Annotated in this window: 17 protein-coding genes; 8 read left to right on the top strand and 9 right to left on the bottom strand. The window is 69.5% G+C overall.

Annotation, left to right across the window (positions count from 1 at the left end; genetic code table 11):
* Positions 1 to 201: 201 nt before the first annotated feature.
* Positions 202 to 1,257 carry an anthranilate phosphoribosyltransferase gene (gene trpD, locus DEJ19_RS09680; protein ID WP_111030102.1) on the bottom strand — a complete coding sequence of 352 codons (1,056 nt, stop codon included), beginning with the start codon at positions 1,255 to 1,257 and terminating at the stop codon, positions 202 to 204.
* A gap of 70 nt (positions 1,258 to 1,327) precedes the next feature.
* Between trpD and ctaE the strand changes: the two genes are divergently transcribed.
* The 5 genes from ctaE to DEJ19_RS09655 all read left to right on the top strand — a co-directional run bounded on the left by ctaE (position 1,328) and on the right by DEJ19_RS09655 (position 6,710).
* The gene (ctaE, locus tag DEJ19_RS09675) at positions 1,328 to 1,966 is read left to right on the top strand and encodes an aa3-type cytochrome oxidase subunit III (RefSeq protein ID WP_027465617.1); all 639 of its coding nucleotides are present in this window, start codon (positions 1,328 to 1,330) and stop codon (positions 1,964 to 1,966) included.
* A 21-nt stretch (positions 1,967 to 1,987) separates the two neighbouring features.
* Positions 1,988 to 2,797, top strand: coding sequence for a cytochrome bc1 complex diheme cytochrome c subunit (gene qcrC / locus DEJ19_RS09670; RefSeq protein WP_071403834.1), 810 nt, complete (start codon positions 1,988 to 1,990; stop codon positions 2,795 to 2,797).
* Between the two features lie 33 nt (positions 2,798 to 2,830).
* Positions 2,831 to 3,895, top strand: coding sequence for a cytochrome bc1 complex Rieske iron-sulfur subunit (gene qcrA, locus DEJ19_RS09665; protein ID WP_027465615.1), 1,065 nt, complete (start codon positions 2,831 to 2,833; stop codon positions 3,893 to 3,895).
* A complete protein-coding gene (qcrB, locus tag DEJ19_RS09660; protein ID WP_071403835.1) occupies positions 3,895 to 5,583 on the top strand; it encodes a cytochrome bc1 complex cytochrome b subunit in 1,689 nt (562 codons plus the stop codon). Before qcrA ends, qcrB begins: the two co-directional genes overlap by 1 nt.
* A gap of 167 nt (positions 5,584 to 5,750) precedes the next feature.
* Positions 5,751 to 6,710 (top strand): phosphodiesterase, encoded by a 960-nt coding sequence (locus DEJ19_RS09655; protein WP_071403836.1) that lies wholly within the window; start codon positions 5,751 to 5,753, stop codon positions 6,708 to 6,710.
* A gap of 561 nt (positions 6,711 to 7,271) precedes the next feature.
* On the opposite strand, the gene DEJ19_RS09650 is transcribed toward DEJ19_RS09655, so the two are convergent.
* The 4 genes from DEJ19_RS09650 to DEJ19_RS09635 are packed head-to-tail and all read right to left on the bottom strand — an operon-like array spanning position 7,272 to position 11,436.
* Entirely contained in the window at positions 7,272 to 8,825 is a 1,554-nt protein-coding gene (locus DEJ19_RS09650) for a stealth family protein (protein WP_111232713.1), read from the bottom strand.
* 48 nt (positions 8,826 to 8,873) lie between these two features.
* Complete coding sequence (locus DEJ19_RS09645; protein WP_111232714.1) at positions 8,874 to 9,323, bottom strand: DUF6804 family protein; 450 nt, start codon at positions 9,321 to 9,323, stop codon at positions 8,874 to 8,876.
* On the bottom strand, positions 9,323 to 9,907 hold the full coding sequence (locus tag DEJ19_RS09640) for a GDSL-type esterase/lipase family protein (RefSeq protein ID WP_111232715.1): 585 nt from the start codon (positions 9,905 to 9,907) through the stop codon (positions 9,323 to 9,325). Before DEJ19_RS09640 ends, DEJ19_RS09645 begins: the two co-directional genes overlap by 1 nt.
* Positions 9,904 to 11,436 (bottom strand): SDR family oxidoreductase, encoded by a 1,533-nt coding sequence (locus DEJ19_RS09635; RefSeq protein WP_258377352.1) that lies wholly within the window; start codon positions 11,434 to 11,436, stop codon positions 9,904 to 9,906. Before DEJ19_RS09635 ends, DEJ19_RS09640 begins: the two co-directional genes overlap by 4 nt.
* A gap of 43 nt (positions 11,437 to 11,479) precedes the next feature.
* Between DEJ19_RS09635 and deoC the strand changes: the two genes are divergently transcribed.
* The 3 genes from deoC (at position 11,480) to DEJ19_RS09620 (ending at position 14,068) form a co-directional block, all read left to right on the top strand.
* Positions 11,480 to 12,211: a deoxyribose-phosphate aldolase gene (gene deoC, locus DEJ19_RS09630; RefSeq protein ID WP_083404120.1), complete on the top strand. Its 732-nt coding sequence runs from the start codon at positions 11,480 to 11,482 to the stop codon at positions 12,209 to 12,211.
* Positions 12,212 to 12,345: 134 nt separating this feature from the next.
* Positions 12,346 to 13,299 (top strand): ROK family protein, encoded by a 954-nt coding sequence (locus DEJ19_RS09625; RefSeq protein WP_111232717.1) that lies wholly within the window; start codon positions 12,346 to 12,348, stop codon positions 13,297 to 13,299.
* A gap of 196 nt (positions 13,300 to 13,495) precedes the next feature.
* Positions 13,496 to 14,068, top strand: coding sequence for a type IV toxin-antitoxin system AbiEi family antitoxin (locus tag DEJ19_RS09620; protein WP_181441473.1), 573 nt, complete (start codon positions 13,496 to 13,498; stop codon positions 14,066 to 14,068).
* 354 nt (positions 14,069 to 14,422) lie between these two features.
* Here DEJ19_RS09620 and DEJ19_RS09615 read toward each other — a convergent pair whose 3' ends face one another.
* The 4 genes from DEJ19_RS09615 to secD all read right to left on the bottom strand — a co-directional run bounded on the left by DEJ19_RS09615 (position 14,423) and on the right by secD (position 19,919).
* On the bottom strand, positions 14,423 to 16,747 hold the full coding sequence (locus DEJ19_RS09615) for a RelA/SpoT family protein (protein WP_228513657.1): 2,325 nt from the start codon (positions 16,745 to 16,747) through the stop codon (positions 14,423 to 14,425).
* Between the two features lie 69 nt (positions 16,748 to 16,816).
* The gene (locus DEJ19_RS09610) at positions 16,817 to 17,164 is read right to left on the bottom strand and encodes a rhodanese-like domain-containing protein (protein ID WP_111232719.1); all 348 of its coding nucleotides are present in this window, start codon (positions 17,162 to 17,164) and stop codon (positions 16,817 to 16,819) included.
* Positions 17,164 to 18,168, bottom strand: coding sequence for a protein translocase subunit SecF (gene secF / locus DEJ19_RS09605; protein ID WP_111232720.1), 1,005 nt, complete (start codon positions 18,166 to 18,168; stop codon positions 17,164 to 17,166). Before secF ends, DEJ19_RS09610 begins: the two co-directional genes overlap by 1 nt.
* Positions 18,168 to 19,919 (bottom strand): protein translocase subunit SecD, encoded by a 1,752-nt coding sequence (secD, locus tag DEJ19_RS09600; protein ID WP_111232721.1) that lies wholly within the window; start codon positions 19,917 to 19,919, stop codon positions 18,168 to 18,170. The genes secF and secD overlap by 1 nt, the downstream gene beginning before the upstream one ends.
* Between the last annotated feature and the right edge of the window lie 32 nt (positions 19,920 to 19,951).

The raw sequence follows: 19,951 nt of genomic DNA, 5'->3' as shown, positions 1-19,951 counted from the left end.
GACCGCGCACGGTGCGGACTGGAGGCGCGGGGCGGGCCCGCCACGGCCCTCCGGTCCGGCACGGGGTGGCAGGCACGGCACGGTGCGGTGTTGTTGACCGGGTGCAGCGGTGACTGCCGGGTGCGCGCTCGTGGCGCAGCACCGGGCTGTCAGGCTCGCACCGGGTGACGCGCCGCGCACGGTGCGCGGGGTCGGCGTGGATTACGCGGCGGGGGCTGCGCCGACCCAATCAGCCAGTTTGCGCGCACCGGCGCCGGAGTCGACCGCCTCGGCGGCGACGACAAGCTGCTCGCGGAAGCGCTGCAGGATCGGCCGGTCGGACTCGTTCGGGTCCTGGGCCAGCCGGAACGAGACGAGGCCGGCCGCGGCGTTCAGCAGGACGATGTCGCGGACGGGTCCGGTCTCCCCCGCGAGCACCCGGTGGACGACTCCGGCGTTGTGCTCGGGGTCGCCGCCGAGCAGGTCCTCCGTGCGTGCGCGGGCGATGCCGAGGTCCCGCGGGTCGAGGTCGTGCTCGGTCACGCGGCCCCCGGTGACCTCCCAGATGTGGCTGTGCCCGGTGGTGGTCAGCTCGTCGAGTCCGTCGTCGCCGCGGAACACGAGGGCCGTCGCGCCGCGCGTCTGGAACACACCCGTGATGATCGGGACGAGGTCGAGCTGGGCGACCCCCACGGCGTTGGCCTCGCACCGTGCGGGGTTGACCAGCGGGCCGAGGAAGTTGAACACCGTCGGCACGCCGATCTCGCGCCGGACCGGGCCTGCGTGGGCGAAACCGGGGTGGAACGCGTTGGCGAAGGCGAAGGTCAGCCCGACACGCCGGAAGGTGTCCGCGACACGCGCGGCGTCCATCGTGAGATCGAGTCCGAGGGCGGCGAGCACGTCGCTCGACCCGGACTTCGACGAGCTTGCCTTGTTGCCGTGCTTGACGACGGGGACCCCGGCGGCGGCGATCACGATGGCCGCCATGGTCGAGATGTTCACGGTGCCGACCACGTCGCCGCCGGTGCCGACGATGTCGAGCGCCATCGGATCGACGTCGAGCGGAACAGCGGCGTCCAGGATCGCGTCGCGGAACCCGACGACCTCGTCGACGGTCTCGCCCTTCGCGCGGAGCGTCACGGCGAAGGCTGCGATCTGTGCCTGGGTGGCGCGCCCGTGCACGATCTCCTCCATGGCCCATGTGGATTGCCTGATCGTCAGGTCCTCGCGCGCCATGAGCGCGCTGATCACTGCTGGCCAAGAAAGTGCGTCAGGCATGGCTCGATCGTAGTGAATTCGAGAGACCCGCCAGTCTCCTGCGAAAACACTGTCGGGGGTTTCGGCCATAATGGAGGACGTGACTAGCACCTCTCTCTCCAGATCAGCCAGCGGTCCGGCCCTCAACAGGCCGAACGCCGTGGCCGTGGGGACGATCGTGTGGCTGGGCAGCGAGGTCATGTTCTTCGCCGGCCTGTTCGCGATCTACTTCACGCTCCGCAGCACGTCCCCTGAGCTCTGGGCGACCGAGACCGCGAAGCTCGAGGTGCCCTTCGCCTCCGTGAACACGATCATCCTGGTGCTGTCCAGCTTCGCCTGCCAGTTCGCCGTGTTCGCCGCGGAGCGCTTCCAGGTGCACCGGACGAGCTGGAACCCGCGCCACTGGGGCATGACGGAGTGGTTCTTCGTCACCTACGCGATGGGTGCGATCTTCGTCTGCGGCCAGATCTTCGAGTACGCCAACCTCTGGCACGAGGGCGTGACGCTCTCCTCCAGCGCATACGGCTCGGCGTTCTACATGACCACCGGGTTCCACGGGCTCCACGTGACCGGTGGCCTCATCGCCTTCCTGCTGACGCTCGGCCGCGGTTTCGCCGCCAAGAACTTCGGCCACAAGGAAGCGACCACCGCCATCGTCGTGTCGTACTACTGGCACTTCGTCGACGTCGTGTGGATCTTCCTCTTCGCCGTCATCTACCTTCTCAAGTAGGAACTGGACACCCCCCAGCACATGTTCAACAGAACCAAGTCCAAGAAGGGCCGCCGTTCACCGATGGCGACCGTGTCGCTCATCGTCGTGGGTCTCATGACCACCGGTGGCGCGTACGCACTGTTCAGCTCCACGGCGAACGCCGACGACAGCACGAACACCGTCGCCGCCTCGAGCCAGTCGCAGGTGAACGAGGGCGAGAAGCTCTTCGCCTCGAACTGCGCCACCTGCCACGGTCTCTCCGCGCAGGGCACGAGCGAGGGCCCGTCCCTCATCGGTGTCGGCGCCGCGTCGGTCGACTTCCAGGTCGGCACCGGCCGCATGCCGATGGCCGCTCAGGGCCCGCAGGCCGAAGAGAAGCCCGCGCAGTTCACGGACGAGCAGGTCGACGCACTCGCGCAGTACGTCGCCTCCCTCGGCCCCGGCCCGTCGGTCCCGTCCACCGAGCTCACCAACGGTGAGGACGGCGACGCCGCCGAAGGCGCCGAGCTGTTCCGCATCAACTGCGCCATGTGCCACAACGTGGCCGGCGCCGGCGGTGCGCTGACCGAGGGCAAGTACGCCCCGAACCTCGAGACGGTCTCCGGCAAGCACATCTACGAGGCCATGCTCACCGGCCCGCAGAACATGCCGGTCTTCAACGACCTGAACCTGACGCCGGAGCAGAAGGCCGACATCATCACGTACCTCAAGTACGTGCAGGACAACAAGTCCCCCGGTGGCTTCGCACTCGGCTCCCTGGGGCCGGTCGCCGAGGGTCTGTTCATCTGGATCTTCGGACTCGGCGCGGTCGTCGCGATGACCGTCTGGCTGACCGCGAAGTCCAACTGATCGTCCGTGTCGAACGACACTGAAGGGAACACCATGGCAGAGCACGACGACGAGACGCTGAACTCGTCCTCGGCTGTCGAGAAGCACGGCACGACCACCTCCCCCGGGATCGCGGTCCTCCCCGTCGACCCGTTCGAGAACCCGGGCGAGCCGCCGCACCGCCCGCGTCGCACCGACGTCGACCCGAAGAAGCAGCGTCTGGCCGAGCGCCAGGTCGCCGCGTACTTCTACCTGTCGATCGTCGGCAGCGTCCTGTCGATCGCGGCGTACGTCGCCTTCCCGATCGACCCGAGCGACTTCGGGACGGTCCGCACCGCGAACCTCTTCCTGGGCCTGTCGATCGCCCTCGCGCTCCTCGCCCTCGGCCTCGGCGCCGTCTACTGGTCGAAGTCCCTGGTCGTCGACCGTGAGATCACCGAGCTCCGCCACGGCACCCGCGGCACCGACGCGACCCGCGCCAAGGCGGTCGAGGCGTTCCAGCTCGCCGACAAGGAGTCGGGCTTCAGCCGTCGCAAGCTGATCCGCAACTCGATGATCGGTGCCCTGGCCGCGTTCCCGCTCCCCGGCATCGTCCTGGTCCGTGACCTCGCTCCGGCCGAGGACCCCAACGAGCTGCTCCGCCACACCTTCTGGAAGCAGGGCCTGCGCCTGACGAAGGACCCGACGGGTCTGCCGATCAAGGCCTCCGACGTCACCATCGGTTCGGTGTTCCACGTCATCCCCGAGGGCATGCTCGAGTCCGAGCACATGCTGGAGGAGAAGGCCAAGGCCTCCGTCCTCCTCATGCGTCTCGACCCGAAGGACCTCAACCCGTCCAAGGGCCACGAGAACTGGGGCTACGACGGCATCGTCGCGTACTCCAAGATCTGCACCCACGTCGGTTGCCCCGTCGCGCTCTACGAACAGCAGACGCACCACCTGCTGTGCCCGTGCCACCAGTCCACCTTCGATGTCTCGAACAACTGCGAGGTCATCTTCGGTCCGGCAGCACGCCCCCTCCCCCAACTTCCGATCGCGATCGACGACGACGGCTACCTGGTTGCCCAGAGCGACTTCCACGAGCCGGTCGGACCGTCCTTCTGGGAGCGTGAACGCTGATGACCAGCACCACCACCACCGCACCGAACACGTCGACGAACAAGCCGGCGCCGGAGCGCGGATCCCGCATCATCGGCGGGGTCGCCAACTACATCGACGAGCGCACCAGCATCTCGGGCCTCGTCAAGGAAGTCGGCCGCAAGATCTTCCCGGACCACTGGAGCTTCATGCTCGGCGAGGTGGCGCTGTACAGCTTCGTCGTCGTGCTGCTCTCCGGGACCTTCCTGACGTTCTTCTTCCAGGCGTCCATGACCGAGGTCGTCTACAACGGCTCGTACGTCCCGCTCAAGGGCGTGGCGATGTCGACGGCCCTGCAGTCCACGCTCGACATCTCGTTCGACATCCGCGGCGGGCTCTTCGTCCGCCAGGTCCACCACTGGGCAGCCCTGCTGTTCGTGGCGTCGATCATGCTGCACATGGCCCGCGTGTTTTTCACCGGTGCCTTCCGCAAGCCGCGTGAGCTCAACTGGGTCTTCGGCTTCCTGCTCTGGGTCCTCGCCATGGCCGAGGGCTTCACCGGCTACTCGCTCCCCGACGACCTGCTCTCCGGAAACGGTCTGCGGATCATCGTCGGCATGATCGAGGGTGTCCCGGTTATCGGCGTCTGGATCGCCTACCTGCTGTTCGGTGGTGAGTTCCCAGGGACCGACATCGTCGGCCGGCTGTACACGCTGCACATCCTGCTGCTGCCGGCGATCCTCGTCGCGGTGCTCGGTGTCCACCTCGTGCTCGTCGTGATCAACAAGCACACGCAGTTCGCCGGTCCGGGCAAGACCAACGAGAACGTCGTCGGTGTCCCGATCCTCCCGGCGTTCGCCGCGAAGGCCGGTGGGTTCTTCTTCATCGTCGCGGGCATCCTGGCCCTCATCGCGTCGCTGTTCACGATCAACCCGATCTGGAACTACGGCCCGTACGACCCCTCCCCGGTTTCCGCCGGTACCCAGCCCGACTGGTACATCGGCTTCGCCGACGGCGCGCTCCGACTGGTCCCGCCGCACTGGGAGGTCGTGTGGTTCGGCTACACGGTGTCGTTCAACATCCTGGCGCCGATCGCGGTCCTGGTGCTGCTCATCCTGGCGATCCTGCTCTACCCCTTCATCGAGGCGTGGGTCACGGGCGACAAGCGTGAGCACCACATCCTCGACCGCCCGCGCAACGCCCCGACGCGCACGGCGTTCGGTGCCGCTGGCATCACGCTCTACGCCAGCCTCTGGGCAGCAGCCTCGTCGGACATCATCGCGACGCACTTCCTGGTGTCGATCGAACACGTGATCCACGTGATCCAGGCAACGACCGTCCTCGGTCCGTTCATTGCCTTCTGGATCACGAAGCGTGTCTGCCTCGCCCTCCAGAAGAAGGACCGCGAGATCGTCCTGCACGGCTACGAGTCGGGCCGCATCGTCCGACTCCCCCACGGCGAGTACATCGAGGTGCACGAGCAGCTCGACGAGTACGAGCGCTGGAAGCTCCTGCAGTTCAACGAGTACAAGCCGCTGATGATCCGCCCGAACGCCAAGGGCAAGATCACGGGTCTGCAGAAGGTCCGCGCCGGCGTCTCCCGCTTCTTCTTCGAAGACCGCATCGAGCCGGTCTCGAAGGCAGAACTCGAGGCAGCACACGCCGCGCACCACGGCCCGAACCTCGAGGGTGGCCACCAGGCTCCCCAGGTCGGCCCCGGCGATCACTGATCGGTAGCGCACGAAGCAACCCCCGTCACGAAGTGGCGGGGGTTTCTTCGTCCACACCGCGAAACGCCGCCCCCAGTTCACGGCTGGTTCACTCTCGCGTGCTGGACTCGTCCAGGACGGTGTGGCAACGTGTTGCACCACGCATCCGCCAACGGAATGAGACCCCGATGGACAGCCGGACGGCCGAACACCCCAGGCCGAACCACTTCCTCCTCCACCTCAGCGACACGCACCTCGTCTCCGGGGACCGCAACCTGTACGGCGCTGTCGACTCCGCCGCTCGGCTCACGCAGATCGTCGCGGACATCGAAGCCTCGGGCACGCGTCCCGAAGCGATCGTCGTCACCGGCGACGTAGCCGACAAGGGCGAGCCGGGAGCGTACGCCCGCGTCCGCGAGATCCTCGAACCGGCCGCGCAGCGCATCGGTGCACAGGTCATCTGGGCCATGGGCAACCACGACGAGCGCGGTGCCTTCCGCCAGGAGCTCTTCGGCCTGCAGCCCACCGACCGCCCGGTCGACTTCGTCTACGACGTCAACGGTCTCCGCGTGATCACCCTGGACACGAGCGTGCCGGGTCACCACCACGGTGAGGTCTCCCCCGAGCAGCTCGACTGGCTCGCCGAGGTCCTGTCCGAGGCCGCGCCGCACGGCACCATCCTCGCGATGCACCACCCGCCGGTGCCGAGTGTCCAGGACCTCACCGTCCTCGTCGAGCTCCGCGACCAGCAGGCCCTGGCCGAGGTCGTCGAGGGCAGTGACGTCCTCGCCATCATCGCCGGGCACCTGCACTACTCCACCAGTGCGGTGTTCGCCGGCATCCCGGTTTCCGTCGCCAGCGCCACCTGCTACACCCAGGACCTCACCGAGTTCCAGGGCGGCACCCGCGGACGAGACGGTGCGCAGTCGTTCAACCTCGTGCACGTCTACGGCCACAACGTCGTGCACTCGGTCGTGCCGATCGGGCACTACGCCACCGTCGGACAGCCCGTCTCCGCGCTCGAGACCGAGGCGAAGCTCGCGGCGCACGGCGTGACGATCCCCGCGGCCGTCGAGCCGGCACCGGTGACCTCGAGCATCCCGGTGTTCACGCTCGACTCGGTGCCCGTCTCCCCCATCCACCGGTAGCGCCGCGCACTTCGGGTGCAGAAGAGGTCGGGTCCGCCATGCGGACCCGACCTCTTCTGCTCACCGACTGCGGGCGCGGACGATCACGACTCCCCGTCAGTGCGCGGCGAGTGGTCACGTTCCGTCGGCTGGCGGCTCGGCAATCAACAGTTTGTGACCGCTCGGCGGGCAGTCAACGGGGTGTCTTGACCGCGCGGCGTCGTGTACGTCCCGACGGCACGCCCGACGGTCGGGAGGCCCGTGGCGGGGTCGACTTGCGCCTCCCGGCCCGCGGGGTGGTCGCGACTCACCGCGGGTGCTGTGTCGCGTGGTCATGTTCCGTCGGCTGTGGGCGGCGCAGGCGACGGGCTGTGACCGGTCGGCGTGGGGGTGGCGGGGTGTCGTGACCGGTGGAGCGTGTGGGTGCGCCGGAACCACGTGGCTGGGTTCCGGCGCCGGGCTCGCAGGCTCGCCCGGAGCGCCCCAGCAGGCCGCTGGCGCGTCCTGAGCGCTGGGACGCTCCCAGCAGGCCGCTGGCGCGTCCTGAGCGCTGGGACGCTCCCAGCAGGCCGCTGGCGCGTCCTAAGCGCTGGGGCGCTCCCACGGCGCGGGGAACGGGAAGTAGCGCTCCAGGAAGCCCGTCACGCGCTGCGTGCGCTCTTCGTCGCTGACCTCGGGGAAGCTGCCGTCGTTGAGGCAGAAGAAGTCCACGTTCCGCTTCTTCAGCAGCTCGTCGAGGGCCTTGAGTCCGGAGACCATGGTCGTGTCGATGTACCCGACGGCCGCGTTCTCCTGGATGATCGCCCGACCGGTGAGCAGCGAGTAGTAGTGGTACAGCGAGTTCGTCACCGAGATGTTGTCGGCGGCGCGGAAGCGTGAGGCCGCAGTGGCCGCGAACTCGTCGGCGAACTCGTGCTCCATCTCGGTCATGATCGAGGCGCGCAGGGGCGTCGGCGCGTGCTCGAGGTGCCGGGTCGTCACCGCACCGAAGCGCTGCTGCAGCAGGCGACGGTTCACGCGGGCGGAGTTCTCGAAACCGCTGCGTGCCGGGTTGTTGGAGCCGAGGCCGATCCGGGTCGACGCGAGGATGAACTTCGTGACCGATCCCGGGCTGTAGAACACCGAGGGGTCGACGAGGCGCCCGAAGAACATGTCGTCGTTCGAGTAGATGAAGTGCTCGCTGATGCCCGGGATGTGGTGCAGCTGCGACTCGACGGCCTGCGAGTTGTGCGTCGGCAGCACGGAGGGGTCGGCGAAGAACTCCTCGCTGCGGACGATGCGGACCTTCGGGTGCTCGGCGAGCCAGTGCGGCGCCGGGGAGTCCGTCGCGATGTAGATCTGGCGGATCCACGGCGCGAAGGTGTGCACCGATCGGAGCGCGTACTTCAGCTCGTCGATCTGGCGGAACCGGGCCGGCGCGTCGTCGCCCTCGCCCAGGACGGCGTTCGACTGTGCGGCCTGGCGGGCGCGCTGGTACTCGATGGCGTTGCCGTCGACCCACGAGAAGACGATGTCGATCGGGAACCGGATGTCCGAGACGTGGTCGTCGAACATGTGCTCGACGGTGCGCCAGGTGCGGCCGTAGCGTTCGATGTCGACGAGGACGAACTCGTCGATCGGCAGGCTGCGACGCATCAGGGCGTTCTCGACGGGTGCGAGGACCTCGATGTCGGTGACGCGCCAGAACTCGAGCTGGACGCTCGTCTCGGCGCCGTAGCGCAGGCGTCCGAGCGGCTCGAGCCGCGGGCGGAACACGCGGAGCACGGGTTCCTCGACGGAGCCGAGTCCGTCGTCCTGCACGAGCACGGCCGGCTTGCCCGGGGGCTTCGCGTAGAAGGGCTCGTTGACGGCCGCGGACATCACGGCGCTCTCGGCGCGCTGGCGGTCACGCTCGTCGAGGGCGATCACCGGGCGCTGGTCGTTGCCGCGGATGAGCAGGTGGTCGACGTCAGCCGCGGTGAGCGCGTCGTTGAGGAACAGCAGGTCCTCGATCATCGACTGCTGCGGCGTGAGGTGTCCGTTGATCAGGGTCAGCCGCCCCTTGCGGACGACGACGTCGGATCGGTCGAGACCGCCGGAGGACGGTCGAGGGTTCAGCAGAGGACTCTCGGTCACCGGCTCGGTCTCGTCGTTCATCCATGCCCTTCGGGTGTGCGGCCGGGTCCTGTACCCGACCTGCCGATCCTACCGTCCGTCCGACTCGCGGGGCACCTTGACCACGATGCCCACCACGATGAACAGCGCGGCGGCCACCAGCTGCAGGGCCGCCCACACCTGTCCGGGGATGGGCACCGTGACGAGCGGGTTCCAGCACGCGGCGACGGCGGCCATGAGCAGGGCGGCCCACCAGACCTTCCCGCGCACGCTGAAGACGAGCACGATCAACGCGAGCACCGTCACGCCCCAGCGGGCGAAGACGAAGCCCGACGAGTCGACGATGGCGACGCAGGCCAGCAGCACGATCGCCGCGATCATCGACGGCGCCAGCGCGGGGCGGGTGAAGGGCGGCGTGGCACGGGCACCGTTGACGGGTGCGGCGGCTGCCGGTCGCGGGGACCCTGCGGGTCGCGAGGACCCTGCGGGCACGCCGTGCTGGGACGACCCCACCGGGGGTCGCCCCTTGCGTGTGGCCATCAGTCCGCGGAGCCGTCGAGGTCGATCGCCTGGATCGACCGCGACATCGGCGGCAGGTCGCGGACGCGCTCGAGCGCCGGCACCAGTTCACCGACCAGCGCGCGGTAGCCCTCTTCGGTCAGGTGCAGGCCGTCCTCGGTGAAGCGGGCGTCCAGGTGGTCGCCGTCGGCCAGGGCGGGCCAGGCGTCGAGGTACTGCGCGTGGCACGTGGCGACGAACTGGCGGAGGTGCCGGTTGGCCTGCTCGATCTTCGTGGCGTACTCGGCCTGCCGGGGCAGGATCGACACGAGCAGCAGGCGCACGCCCGGCAGCTCGCGGCGGAGCGTGACCAGGATGGTCTCGACGTTGCGGACCACGTGCTCGGCGCTGGCGCGGTGGTTGCCGAAGTCGTTCGTGCCGATGAGCAGCACGATCACCTCGGGCTGTTCGGCGACGACGGCGTCGAGGCGCGTCAGCACGCCGTCGGTCGTGTCGCCACCGATGCCCTGGTTCAGCGTGTGCTCGTCGGGGAGCCAGGTGTCCCAGTCGCCCTGTTCGGTGATGCTGTCCCCCAGGAAGAGGACGGGGCTGCGGTCGTCGGTCATGCTGCCTCCTCGTGCGCCGGCTCGGGGGTCCCGGTCTGCTGCGTCCGGTTGCGCTGCGTGGACCCGGTGTGGTCGGACTCCCGCTCGGCGGCGGCGGTGATGCGCTCGACCATACCGGGGAAGATGATGCCGTGGAACGGCAGGATGCCGTACCAGTACAGCCGCCCGGCCAGCCCCTGCGGGAAGTAGATGGCCCGCTGGTGGTAGTCGCTGCCGCCGTCGGGGTTCGGTGTGACGGTCATCTCGAGCCAGGCACGACCGGGCGACTTGAACTCGGCTCGGAGTCGCAGGTACCGGCCGCGCTCGAGTCGTTCGACGCGCCACCAGTCGAGCGCGTCGCCCTGCTCCAGGCGCTGCTGGTCACGCCGGCCGCGGTTCAGGCCGACACCGCCGGCGATCTTGTCCATCCAGCCGCGGGCGACCCAGGCGAGGGGGAACGAGTACCAGCCGTTGTCGCCGCCGATCGACTCGACGACACGCCAGACCTCCTCGGCGGAGGCACTGGAGTGCCGCTTCCGGTCGTCGACGTAGACCGTGTGCCCGGCCCAGTCGGGGTCGTTCGGCATCGGGTCGGCCGAGGCGCTCGAGAGCGTCGCGCTGCGCCAGCTCGTCTGCACCTGACCGCTGCGCATCTTGTTCAGCGCGAGGCGGACGGCCCGACGGTACGAGGTGAGCCCGCCCTCGGGCTGCGGCACGACGTCGTCGATGTCGTGCTCGCGCTGCACGCACTCGAACTGCAGCGACTCGATGATCGGCGTCGCGAGCTTGCGCGGGATCGGGGTGACGGCGTTGAACCAGTGCGCGGCGAGGCGCGGGGTGAGCACCGGCAGGACTGTGATCGGGCGCTGGGGCAGCTTCGCCTCGACCGCGTAGCCGTTCAGCATCTGGCCGTACCGCAGGACGTCGGGGCCGCCGATGTCGAAGGTGCGGTTGACATCGGCGGGGACGTCGAGCGCGGCCACCAGGTAGTACAGGACGTCGCGGACCGCGATCGGCTGGATGTGGTTGCGGACCCAGCGCGGCGCGGGCATCCACGGCAGGACGTCGGTCAGGTGCCGGATCATCTCGAACGAGGTGCTGCCCGAGCCGATCACGACCCCGGCCTGGTACGCCACCGTCGGCACGCCGGAGCCGAGGAGGATCTCCCCCACCTCCTTGCGGCTGCGGAGGTGCTTGGACAGCTCGCCGTCGGGGTGCAACCCGCCCAGGTAGACGAACCGGCTGACGCCGGCCGCCTTCGCCTCGCGCGCCATGGTCTCGGCGGCCTCGCGCTCGGCCGACTCGAAGTCGCCGTCGGCCCCCATCGCGTGGGCCAGGTAGTAGACCGCCTCGACCCCGTCGACGGCGGCGCGCACCGCCTCGGCGTCCTGGAGATCGCCCTCTGCGACGTCGACCTCACTGCTCCACGGGACGTCCTGGAGCTTCCGGGGGTTGCGCACGAACACCCGGACGGAGTGGCCGGCTTCGAGGAGACGAGGGACGAGACGACCACCGATGTACCCGGTGGCGCCGGTGACGAGGACCTGCATGCCCTGCACGCTACGCGGCACGCCTGACGGGTAGGCTTGCCGGGTGGACAACGCAGCCTTCCCCGTCACCGTCGATGCCGTCCGCGGCCTCATCGACCACGCGATCCTGAAGCCCGAACTCACCCGCGCGGACGTCGACGCCCAGCTCGACGAAGCCGCCGCCCACCGCGTCTTCAGCGTCTGCGTCCGTCCGAGCGACGTCGCCCACGCCGTCGAGCGCCTCACGGGCACCGGCGTCGGCGTCGGCACCGTGATCGGCTTCCCGCACGGCACCACGTCCACCGCGGCGAAGGTCGCCGAGTCGCTGCAGGCCCTGGCCGACGGCGCGTTCGAGCTCGACATGGTGCAGAACATCGGCGCCGCGAAGTCGGGCGACTGGCAGCGCGTCGAGCAGGACGTCCGCGCGGTCGTCGACGCCGCCGGCGACACCGTCGTCAAGGTGATCCTCGAGACCGCGTTCCTGACCGACGACGAGATCGTCGCGGCCTCGCGTGCGGCACAGACCGCCGGCGCCGCCTTCGTGAAGACCTCGACCGGGTTCGCCGGCGGGGGCGCGACGGCCGAGCACATCGCCCTGATGCGCCGCACGGTCGGTGCCGACACCGGCGTGAAGGCCTCCGGCGGCGTCCGCGGGCTCGACACCCTGCTCGAGATGGTCGAGGCGGGCGCGAACCGCATCGGCACGAGCGCCTCGGCCCGCATCCTCGACGAGGTCGCGCACCGCGCCGAGACGGGCGCCGCGTCGGCGCTCGGCGACGACACGACGTCCTACTGAACCCACGGGGCTGAGCCGACCTGGCCGAGCCCACGCACCCAGCACGACCCACCACGACCAGGCCGGAGCCCACCGGACGCGACGACGCGTCGGCGACCCGCACCGTGCCTCCAGACCGCCGCATCGGAGCGCGCATGTCCAGCACCGCACCCCAGTCCCCCGCCCTCGCCCTGGCCGTCGACCTCGGCGGCACGAAGGTCGAGGCCGCGCTCGTCACCGACCAGGGCGTCGTGCTGCCGTCGACCCGGTTCCGCAGCCCCACCGGGCCACAGCGCACCTCGGACGAGCTGCAGGCCGCCGTCGACGAGGTCGTCACGGCCGCGCTCGGCGCGCTGCCCGCCGACGCGACGCTCGTCGGTGTCGGCGTCGGCTCCGCCGGCCCGGTCGACGAGGAGCACGGTCTCGTCTCCCCGCTCAACATGCCGGTCTGGCGTGGTCACCCGCTGCGCGACCGGATCGCGGCGCTCGTGCCGGACGACGTCCCGGTGACGCTCCGCATGGACGGCCTGGCGATCACCCTCGCCGAGCACTGGGTCGGCGCGGCCCAAGGCTACGAGCACGTCATGGGCATGATCGTCTCCACCGGTGTCGGCGGCGGGCTCATCCTGCACGGTCGCACCGTCAGCGGACCGACGGGCAACGCCGGCCACATCGGCCACGTCGAGTGCGGCGGCTACGACGACCCCTGCGCCTGCGGCGGCACCGGTTGCCTCGAGGCGATCGCCAGCGGCCCGAAGACCGTCGCCTGGGCACGTCGTCAGGGCTTCGCGGGCACGACCGGCGAGGAACTCTCGGCCGCCTACGCCGCCGGCGACGAGATCGCCGTCGCCGCGGTCCAGCGGAGCGGCCGTGCCCTCGGGCAGGCCATCGCCGCCGCCACGAGCCTGGTCGACCTCGAGATCGTCGCCATCGGTGGCGGATTCTCGCACGTCACCCCGGACCTGTTCGAGTACGCCCGGCAGGCCGTGGCGGAGCGTGTCGAGTTCGGGTTCGTCACGAAGGTGCAGATCGTGCCGACCGGGTTGTCCCAGGACGGTCCGCTCATCGGTGCCGCGGCGCTCGTGCACCGCGCCGACGTCCTGCGCTGAGCCCGCGCGTCGCGCCCGGCCGCGTCCGATCCGGCGCGCGGCCGTCGGCTGGTCGCGTCGTCGACGCGGCCCACGCCCTGGACGTGACCGGCGACGGCCTGGAGGCGCGGTGCGGGCCCGCCACGGTCCTCCCGGTCGGTGCGTGGCTTGTCCACAGGCCTGTCGGTCGCGTGCGCAGGTCGGGCAGGATGTGCGGGTGCCCCGCCCGCGACTGCTGACCAGTGACGACTGGCCGGAGCCCGAGCTGCGTGCGGCGGTCCTGGCCGGCGAGCTGGTCGCCGTCGGTCCCTGCTGGGCCTCCCCCGCTGAACCGCAGACGCCGTCGTTGCGCGCCGCCGCTGCCGCCTGGGTCCTGCGGGACGCGCGCCTGATCGCCTGCACGCTGACCGCCGCGTGGATCTGGGGTGCGGTGTCCCGGCCGCCGGCGCCGCTCGAGGCCTGCATCCCGCCGCAGGTGCGCGTGCACGTCGGGCCGGACGTCCGCCTGCGGGAGGTCCGGATCGACGTCGACGACACCGTCGAGCGCTCGGGGCTGCGGGTCACGCTGCCGGCGCGGACCGCGGTCGACCTGCTCCGGACGCCGGGGCCGACGGCCGGTGCGTTCGGGGAGGCCGAGGCGACGGCCGTGCACGGGCTGCTCGCGATCGGGGCGGTCACGGCTGCCGAGCTGCGGGCACGCCTGACGTCGCTCGGGACGATCCCCATGGTGCGGCAGGCCGAGCGGCGGTTGCGGGGGCTGCAGGGCGCGGCTGGGGGTGCTGTGCGGTAGGGCGTCGTGCGCGCGGGGTGAGGGTGCAGGTGGTCACAACACCCCGCTCACGTCCGCCGAGTGGTCACGAAGCGTCGGTTGGCAGGGCCGCAGTCGACGGTTCGTGACCGGTCAACGGTGCCCACGCGACGAGTCGTGACCGGTCGACGGGCTGGAGACACGGGAGGCGCGGGGCGGGGCCGCCACGGGCCTCCCGGCGCGGCGCGTGCGGGCGGTCAGGACACCCCGCTCACATCCGTCGAGTGGTCGCGGACTGTCGGCAGGCAGGACCGCAGCCGACGGTTCGTGACCGCTCGACGGTGCCCGCGCGACGAGTCGTGACCGGTCGACGGACGGGCCGCGCGGGCGGGGCCGCTAGCCGGCGCTGACGCGGTAGACGTCGTAGACGGCGTCGATGCGACGCACCGCGTTCAGCACGCGGTCGAGGTGGATGGTGTCGCCCATCTCGAACACGAACCGGCTGAGCGCGAGACGGTCGGACGAGGTCGACACCGTCGCGGACAGGATGTTCACGTGGTGGTCGGTCAGCACCCGGGTGACGTCGCTGAGCAGGCCCGACCGATCGAGCGCCTCGATCTGGATCTGCACCAGGAACACCGACTTCGACGACGGGGCCCACTCGACCTCGATCATCCGGTCGGGTTCGTTCATGAGCGACTTCACGTTGGTGCACGACGACTGGTGCACCGAGACGCCCTGGCCTCGGGTGATGAAGCCCACGATCTGGTCGCCCGGCACCGGCGTGCAGCACTTCGCGAGCTTCACGAGGATGTCGGGCGCACCGCGGACCAGCACGCCGCTGTCGCTCGTGCGCAGCTGCCGACTGGTGACCTGGCGCGGGAACGCGAGTTCGGGTTCGTCGGTCTCGGTCTCGGTCTGGACATTGCCGAGGACCTTCTCGATCACCGACTGCGTCGAGACGTGGCCCTCGCCGATGGCGGCGTACAGGGCGGAGACGTCCTCGTACCGCATCGACGAGGCGACCTCGGCGATGCTGTCCTGGCTCATGATGCGCTGGAGCGGCAGGTTCTGCTTGCGCATCGCCCGGGCGATGGCGTCGCGACCCTGCTCGATCGCCTCTTCGCGGCGCTCCTTGGTGAACCACTGCTTGATCTTGTTGCGCGCGCGGGGGCTGCGGACGAACTGCAACCAGTCCTGCGAGGGGCCGGAATCGGGGTTCTTCGACGTGAAGATCTCGACGACGTCGCCGCTGGACAACTGGCTTTCGAGCGGGACCAGGCGGCCGTTGACCTTCGCACCCATCGTGCGGTGGCCGATCTCGGTGTGCACGGCGTAGGCGAAGTCGACCGGGGTGGCTCCGGCGGGGAGCCCGATGACCTTGCCCTGCGGCGTGAAGACGTAGGTTTCCTTCGCGCCGATCTCATAGCGCAGGGAATCGAGGAACTCGCCCGGATCGCTGGTCTCGGCCTGCCAGTCGGTGATGTGGGCGAGCCACGCCATGTCCTGGTCGTCCGTGGTCGACGAGGTACCGGCGTCACGGCCGGCAGCACGCTGCTTGTACTTCCAGTGGGCGGCGACACCGAACTCGGCGCGCTGGTGCATCTCGTGCGTGCGGATCTGGATCTCGACCGCACGACCCTGCGGTCCGAGCACCGTGGTGTGCAGCGACTGGTACAGGTTGAACTTGGGGGTCGCGATGTAGTCCTTGAAGCGACCGGGCAGCGGGGTCCAGCGGGCGTGCACCGAGCCGAGCATGGCGTAGCAGTCGCGCACGGTCGGCACGAGCACGCGGATGCCGACGAGGTCGTAGATCTCGTCGAACTCGCGACCCCGCACGATCATCTTCTGGTAGATCGAGTAGTACTGCTTCGGCCGGCCCATGACGTCGCCGCGGACCTTGGCGGCCTTCAGGTCCTTCTTCAGGGTCCCGATGACGTTCTGGACGAACTGCTCGCGCTTCGGCTGGCGTTCCTTGACCAGACTGTCGATCTCGACGTAGAGCTTCGGGTGCAGGACCGCGAACGACAGGTCCTCGAGCTCGAGCTTGATCATCTGGATGCCGAGCCGGTGCGCGAGCGGCGCGTAGATCTCGAGCGTCTCCTTCGCCTTGCGCGTGGCAGAGGTCGACTCGACGAAGCCCCACGTGCGGGCGTTGTGCAGGCGGTCGGCGAGCTTGATGACGAGGACGCGGATGTCCTTCGACATCGCGATGACCATCTTGCGGACGGTCTCGGCCTGGGCACTGTCGCCGTACTTGACCTTGTCGAGCTTCGTGACGCCGTCGACGAGCATCGCGATCTCGTCGCCGAAGTCGGCCCGCAGCTGGTCGAGCTGGTAGTCGGTGTCCTCCACCGTGTCGTGCAGGAGCGCAGCCGCGATGGTGATCGTGCCGATGCCGAGGTCGGCCAGGATCTGCGCGACCGCGACGGGGTGCGTGATGTACGGCTCACCGGACTTGCGCTTCTGCCCGTCGTGCGCGCGCTCGGCGACCGAGTAGGCCCGCTCGATGAGCGTCACGTCGGCCTTGGGGTGGTGCGAGCGGACCGTGCGGATCAGTGTGTCCACGGCGCCGGCCGGTTGGGCGCGCGAGAACAGGCGCGGCAGCAGGGAGCGGAGGGAACCGAGGTTGCCGGTGGTGTTCGGACCGATCGGGCTCGAGGGCCGCGGGGCGGAACCCGGGCGGCTCGGCGCGGACGGCTCTTCGCGGGTGTCCGTCATGATGCGCCTCCCAGGACTCGGTCCGAGAGCTCGATCCGAGCTCGATCCGACAAGACTACGCGTCCCCGGTCAGTGCCCGTGACGCGGTTCGCCCTGGGCGTCGCGCTCCACCGGTGCCCCCGCCTGCTCCCAGGCGAGCATGCCGCCGGAGAGGTTGACGGCCGGGATCCCCGACTGCTCGAGCGCCGCGACGATGCGCGACGAACGGCCGCCGGAGTGGCAGACGATGATGGCCGGCTGGTCGCCGCCGTCGATCTCCTGCCAGCGATCCACGAACTCCGACATCGGCACGAGCGTGGCCCGGGGAGCGTGGACCTCGTCCCACTCCCCCTGCTCGCGGACGTCGAACAGGCGGGCTCCGGCGTCGATGCGGCGCTGGGCCTCGGCGACGTCGATCTCCTGGATCTCGATGGGCATCAGACGCTCGCCTCTGCTGCGTCGACCTCGCGCCGGCGCTTCTCGGCCGCCGCGGTCTTCTTGGCGTCCGACTCCTTGATCTTCGGCTCGTTCTCCCGCAGCTGCGCGTACATCGGCGACGCGATGAAGATCGTCGAGTAGGTGCCGACGATGATGCCGATGAACAGCGCGAGCGAGATGTCGCGCAGGGTACCGGCGCCGAGCACGTACGACCCGATGAAGAGGATCGCCGCGACCGGCAGCAGTGCCACGACCGACGTGTTGATCGATCGGACGAGGGTCTGGTTGACCGCGAGGTTGACCGACTGCTTGAACGTCCGGATGGATTCCTGCGCGGTGTTCTCACGCACCTTGTCGAAGACCACCACGGTGTCGTAGAGCGAGTACCCGAGGATCGTCAGGAAGCCGATGACCGCCGCGGGCGTGACCTCGAGCCCGACGATGCCGTACACACCGGCCGTGATGAGCAGGTCGTGCAGCAGCGCCGCCATCGCGGACAGTGACATCTTCCAGGTGCGGAAGTACAGCGTCATGAAGACCGCGGCGAGGGCGAGGAAGATCACGAGACCACGGATGGCCTGCGCGAGCACGTCGGCACCCCACGTCGCGCCGATGAAGGTCGCGGCGACCTGGCTCTCCGGGACGTCGTAGGCCTTCGCCAGGGCGTCCTGCACCTCGGTCGTCTGCCGGTCGGTGAGCTGCCCGGTCTGGACCCGGATGCCGTGCGTGCCGAGCTGCGAGACGCGCGGGATCGACTCCGGGACGACGTCCTCGACGGTCTCGGTGGCGATGTTCTGGTCGAGCGTCTTGACGTCGGAGATCGTGAACTCCGAGCCGCCGGTGAACTCGATGCCGAGCTGGTACCCGCCACGGAGCCACGGGGTGACGAGCGAGATCACGATCATCGCCAGGGCGATGAGGTACCAGGTCTTCCGGCGCCCGATGATGTCGTACGACCGCTTCCCCGTGTAGAGGTCGCTGCCGAACTGGCTGAAGCTGGCCATCAGTCGTCCTTCCCGTCCGGCGTCGAGCCGTTGTCGCCGGAGGCCTGCTGGGCCTTCCGCTCCGCGATCGTCTGTCGGCGCTGTGCCTCACCGGCACTGCGCTGGCGCTTGCCGTCCACGACGGGTGCGCGGAACTGCGCGCGCCCCCGGTAGACGGCGCCGAGTGCTGCCGGGTCGAGACCACTGAACCGGTGCCCCTCGCCGAAGAACCGGCTGCGGGCGATGAGCTGCATCATCGGGTGGGTGAAGAGCGCGACCACCACGATGTCGATGAGGGTCGTGAGGAGCAGCGTGAACGCGAAGCCCTTCACGTCGGCGACCGCGAGCACGTAGAGCGTGACGGCGGCGAGGAAGTTCACCGCGTCGGACGCCAGGATCGTGCGGAGAGCACGCTTCCAGCCGGACTCGACCGCGCTCTCGAGGGCACGGCCGTCGCGGAGTTCGTCACGGATGCGCTCGAAGTAGACGATGAACGAGTCCGCCGTGATGCCGATCGCGACGATCAGACCCGCCACACCCGCCAACGAGAGACGGTAGTCGACGCGCCACGACATGATCGCGATCACCAGGTAGGTGAGCACCGCGGCGATCCCGAGCGACAGCACGGTGACGAACGCCAGGGCCCGGTACTGGATGACCGAGTAGATGATCACCAGGATCAGCCCGATCAGACCGGCGACGAGGCCACCGATGAGCTGCGCGGTGCCGAGCGTCGCCGAGATGTTCTCGTTCGACTGCACCTGGAAGTTGATCGGCAGCGCACCGTACTTGAGCTGGTCGGCGAGGGTCTTGGCAGACTCGGCGGTGAAGTTCCCGCTGATCTGCGCCTTGCCGTTCGTGATCGCGGAGTCCGTCGTCGGTGCGGTGATGACCGAACCGTCGAGCACGATCGCGAACTGGTTCTGCGGCTGCTGGAGCGAGACGAGACGGTTCGTGACGGTGCGGAAGTCCTTCGAGCCCTCGCCGTTGAACGTCAGGTTGACGGCCCACTGGCCCGTCGACGTGCCCTGCGAGTCGGTGGCGAGACCCGAAGTGGCGTTGCTGATGTCGGCACCGGAGACCTCGACCGGTCCGAGGATGTACTTCCCCGCGCCGTCCTGGTCACAGGTGACCAGGGGCTCGTCGTCGGGCGCTGTGGTGACGTCGTCCGGCGCCGAGCAGTTGTAGTTGGTGTAAAGGTCCTGCAGCTTCGGGGTGACCCAGTTCAGGTCGCTCGCGTTGGTCGGCTTCGCGCTCGGCGTCGCGGCGAGCGAGGCCGGCGGCGAGTACGGCGTGGCCGATGCGGTGCCCTTGCCGTCGTCACCGACGGCGGAGTTCGTCGCGGCCTCGGTGAAGAGCACCGGACGGAAGGTCAGCTTCGCGGCTGCCTCGATGCGGTCGATCGTGGCCTTGTCAGGGCGGCCCGGGATCGAGACGACGATGTTGTTCGCGCCCTGGGTGTTGATCTCGGACTCGGAGACACCGGTGGCGTCGATGCGCTGGCGGATGATGTTCACCGCCTGCTGCAGCTGCTGCGAGGTGACGGAGTCGCCCTCGGTGTTCTGCGCCGCGAGGGTCAGCTGCGTGCCGCCCTGCAGGTCCAGAGCCAGCTCCGGCACCCAGCTCGCGCCCTGGTACCACTTGTCGGTGTCGTCCTTCGAAGAGCCGGCGAGGATCGACGCGGCGGTGTTCACGCCGGCGAGGATCGCCATCAGGATCACCAACCAGGTGAGCGAGCGCAGCGCCTTCTTGACGGGTGTCGATCGTGCCACCGGTCGTCTCGTCTTTCTGTTCAGGACCGTCG

It is taken from the genome of Curtobacterium sp. MCSS17_016, from assembly GCF_003234255.2.
Taxonomy (GTDB): Bacteria; Actinomycetota; Actinomycetes; order Actinomycetales; family Microbacteriaceae; genus Curtobacterium; species Curtobacterium flaccumfaciens.
Note: the sequence above shows the minus strand (reverse complement) of the source record. Positions and strands in the feature narration are given on the sequence as shown.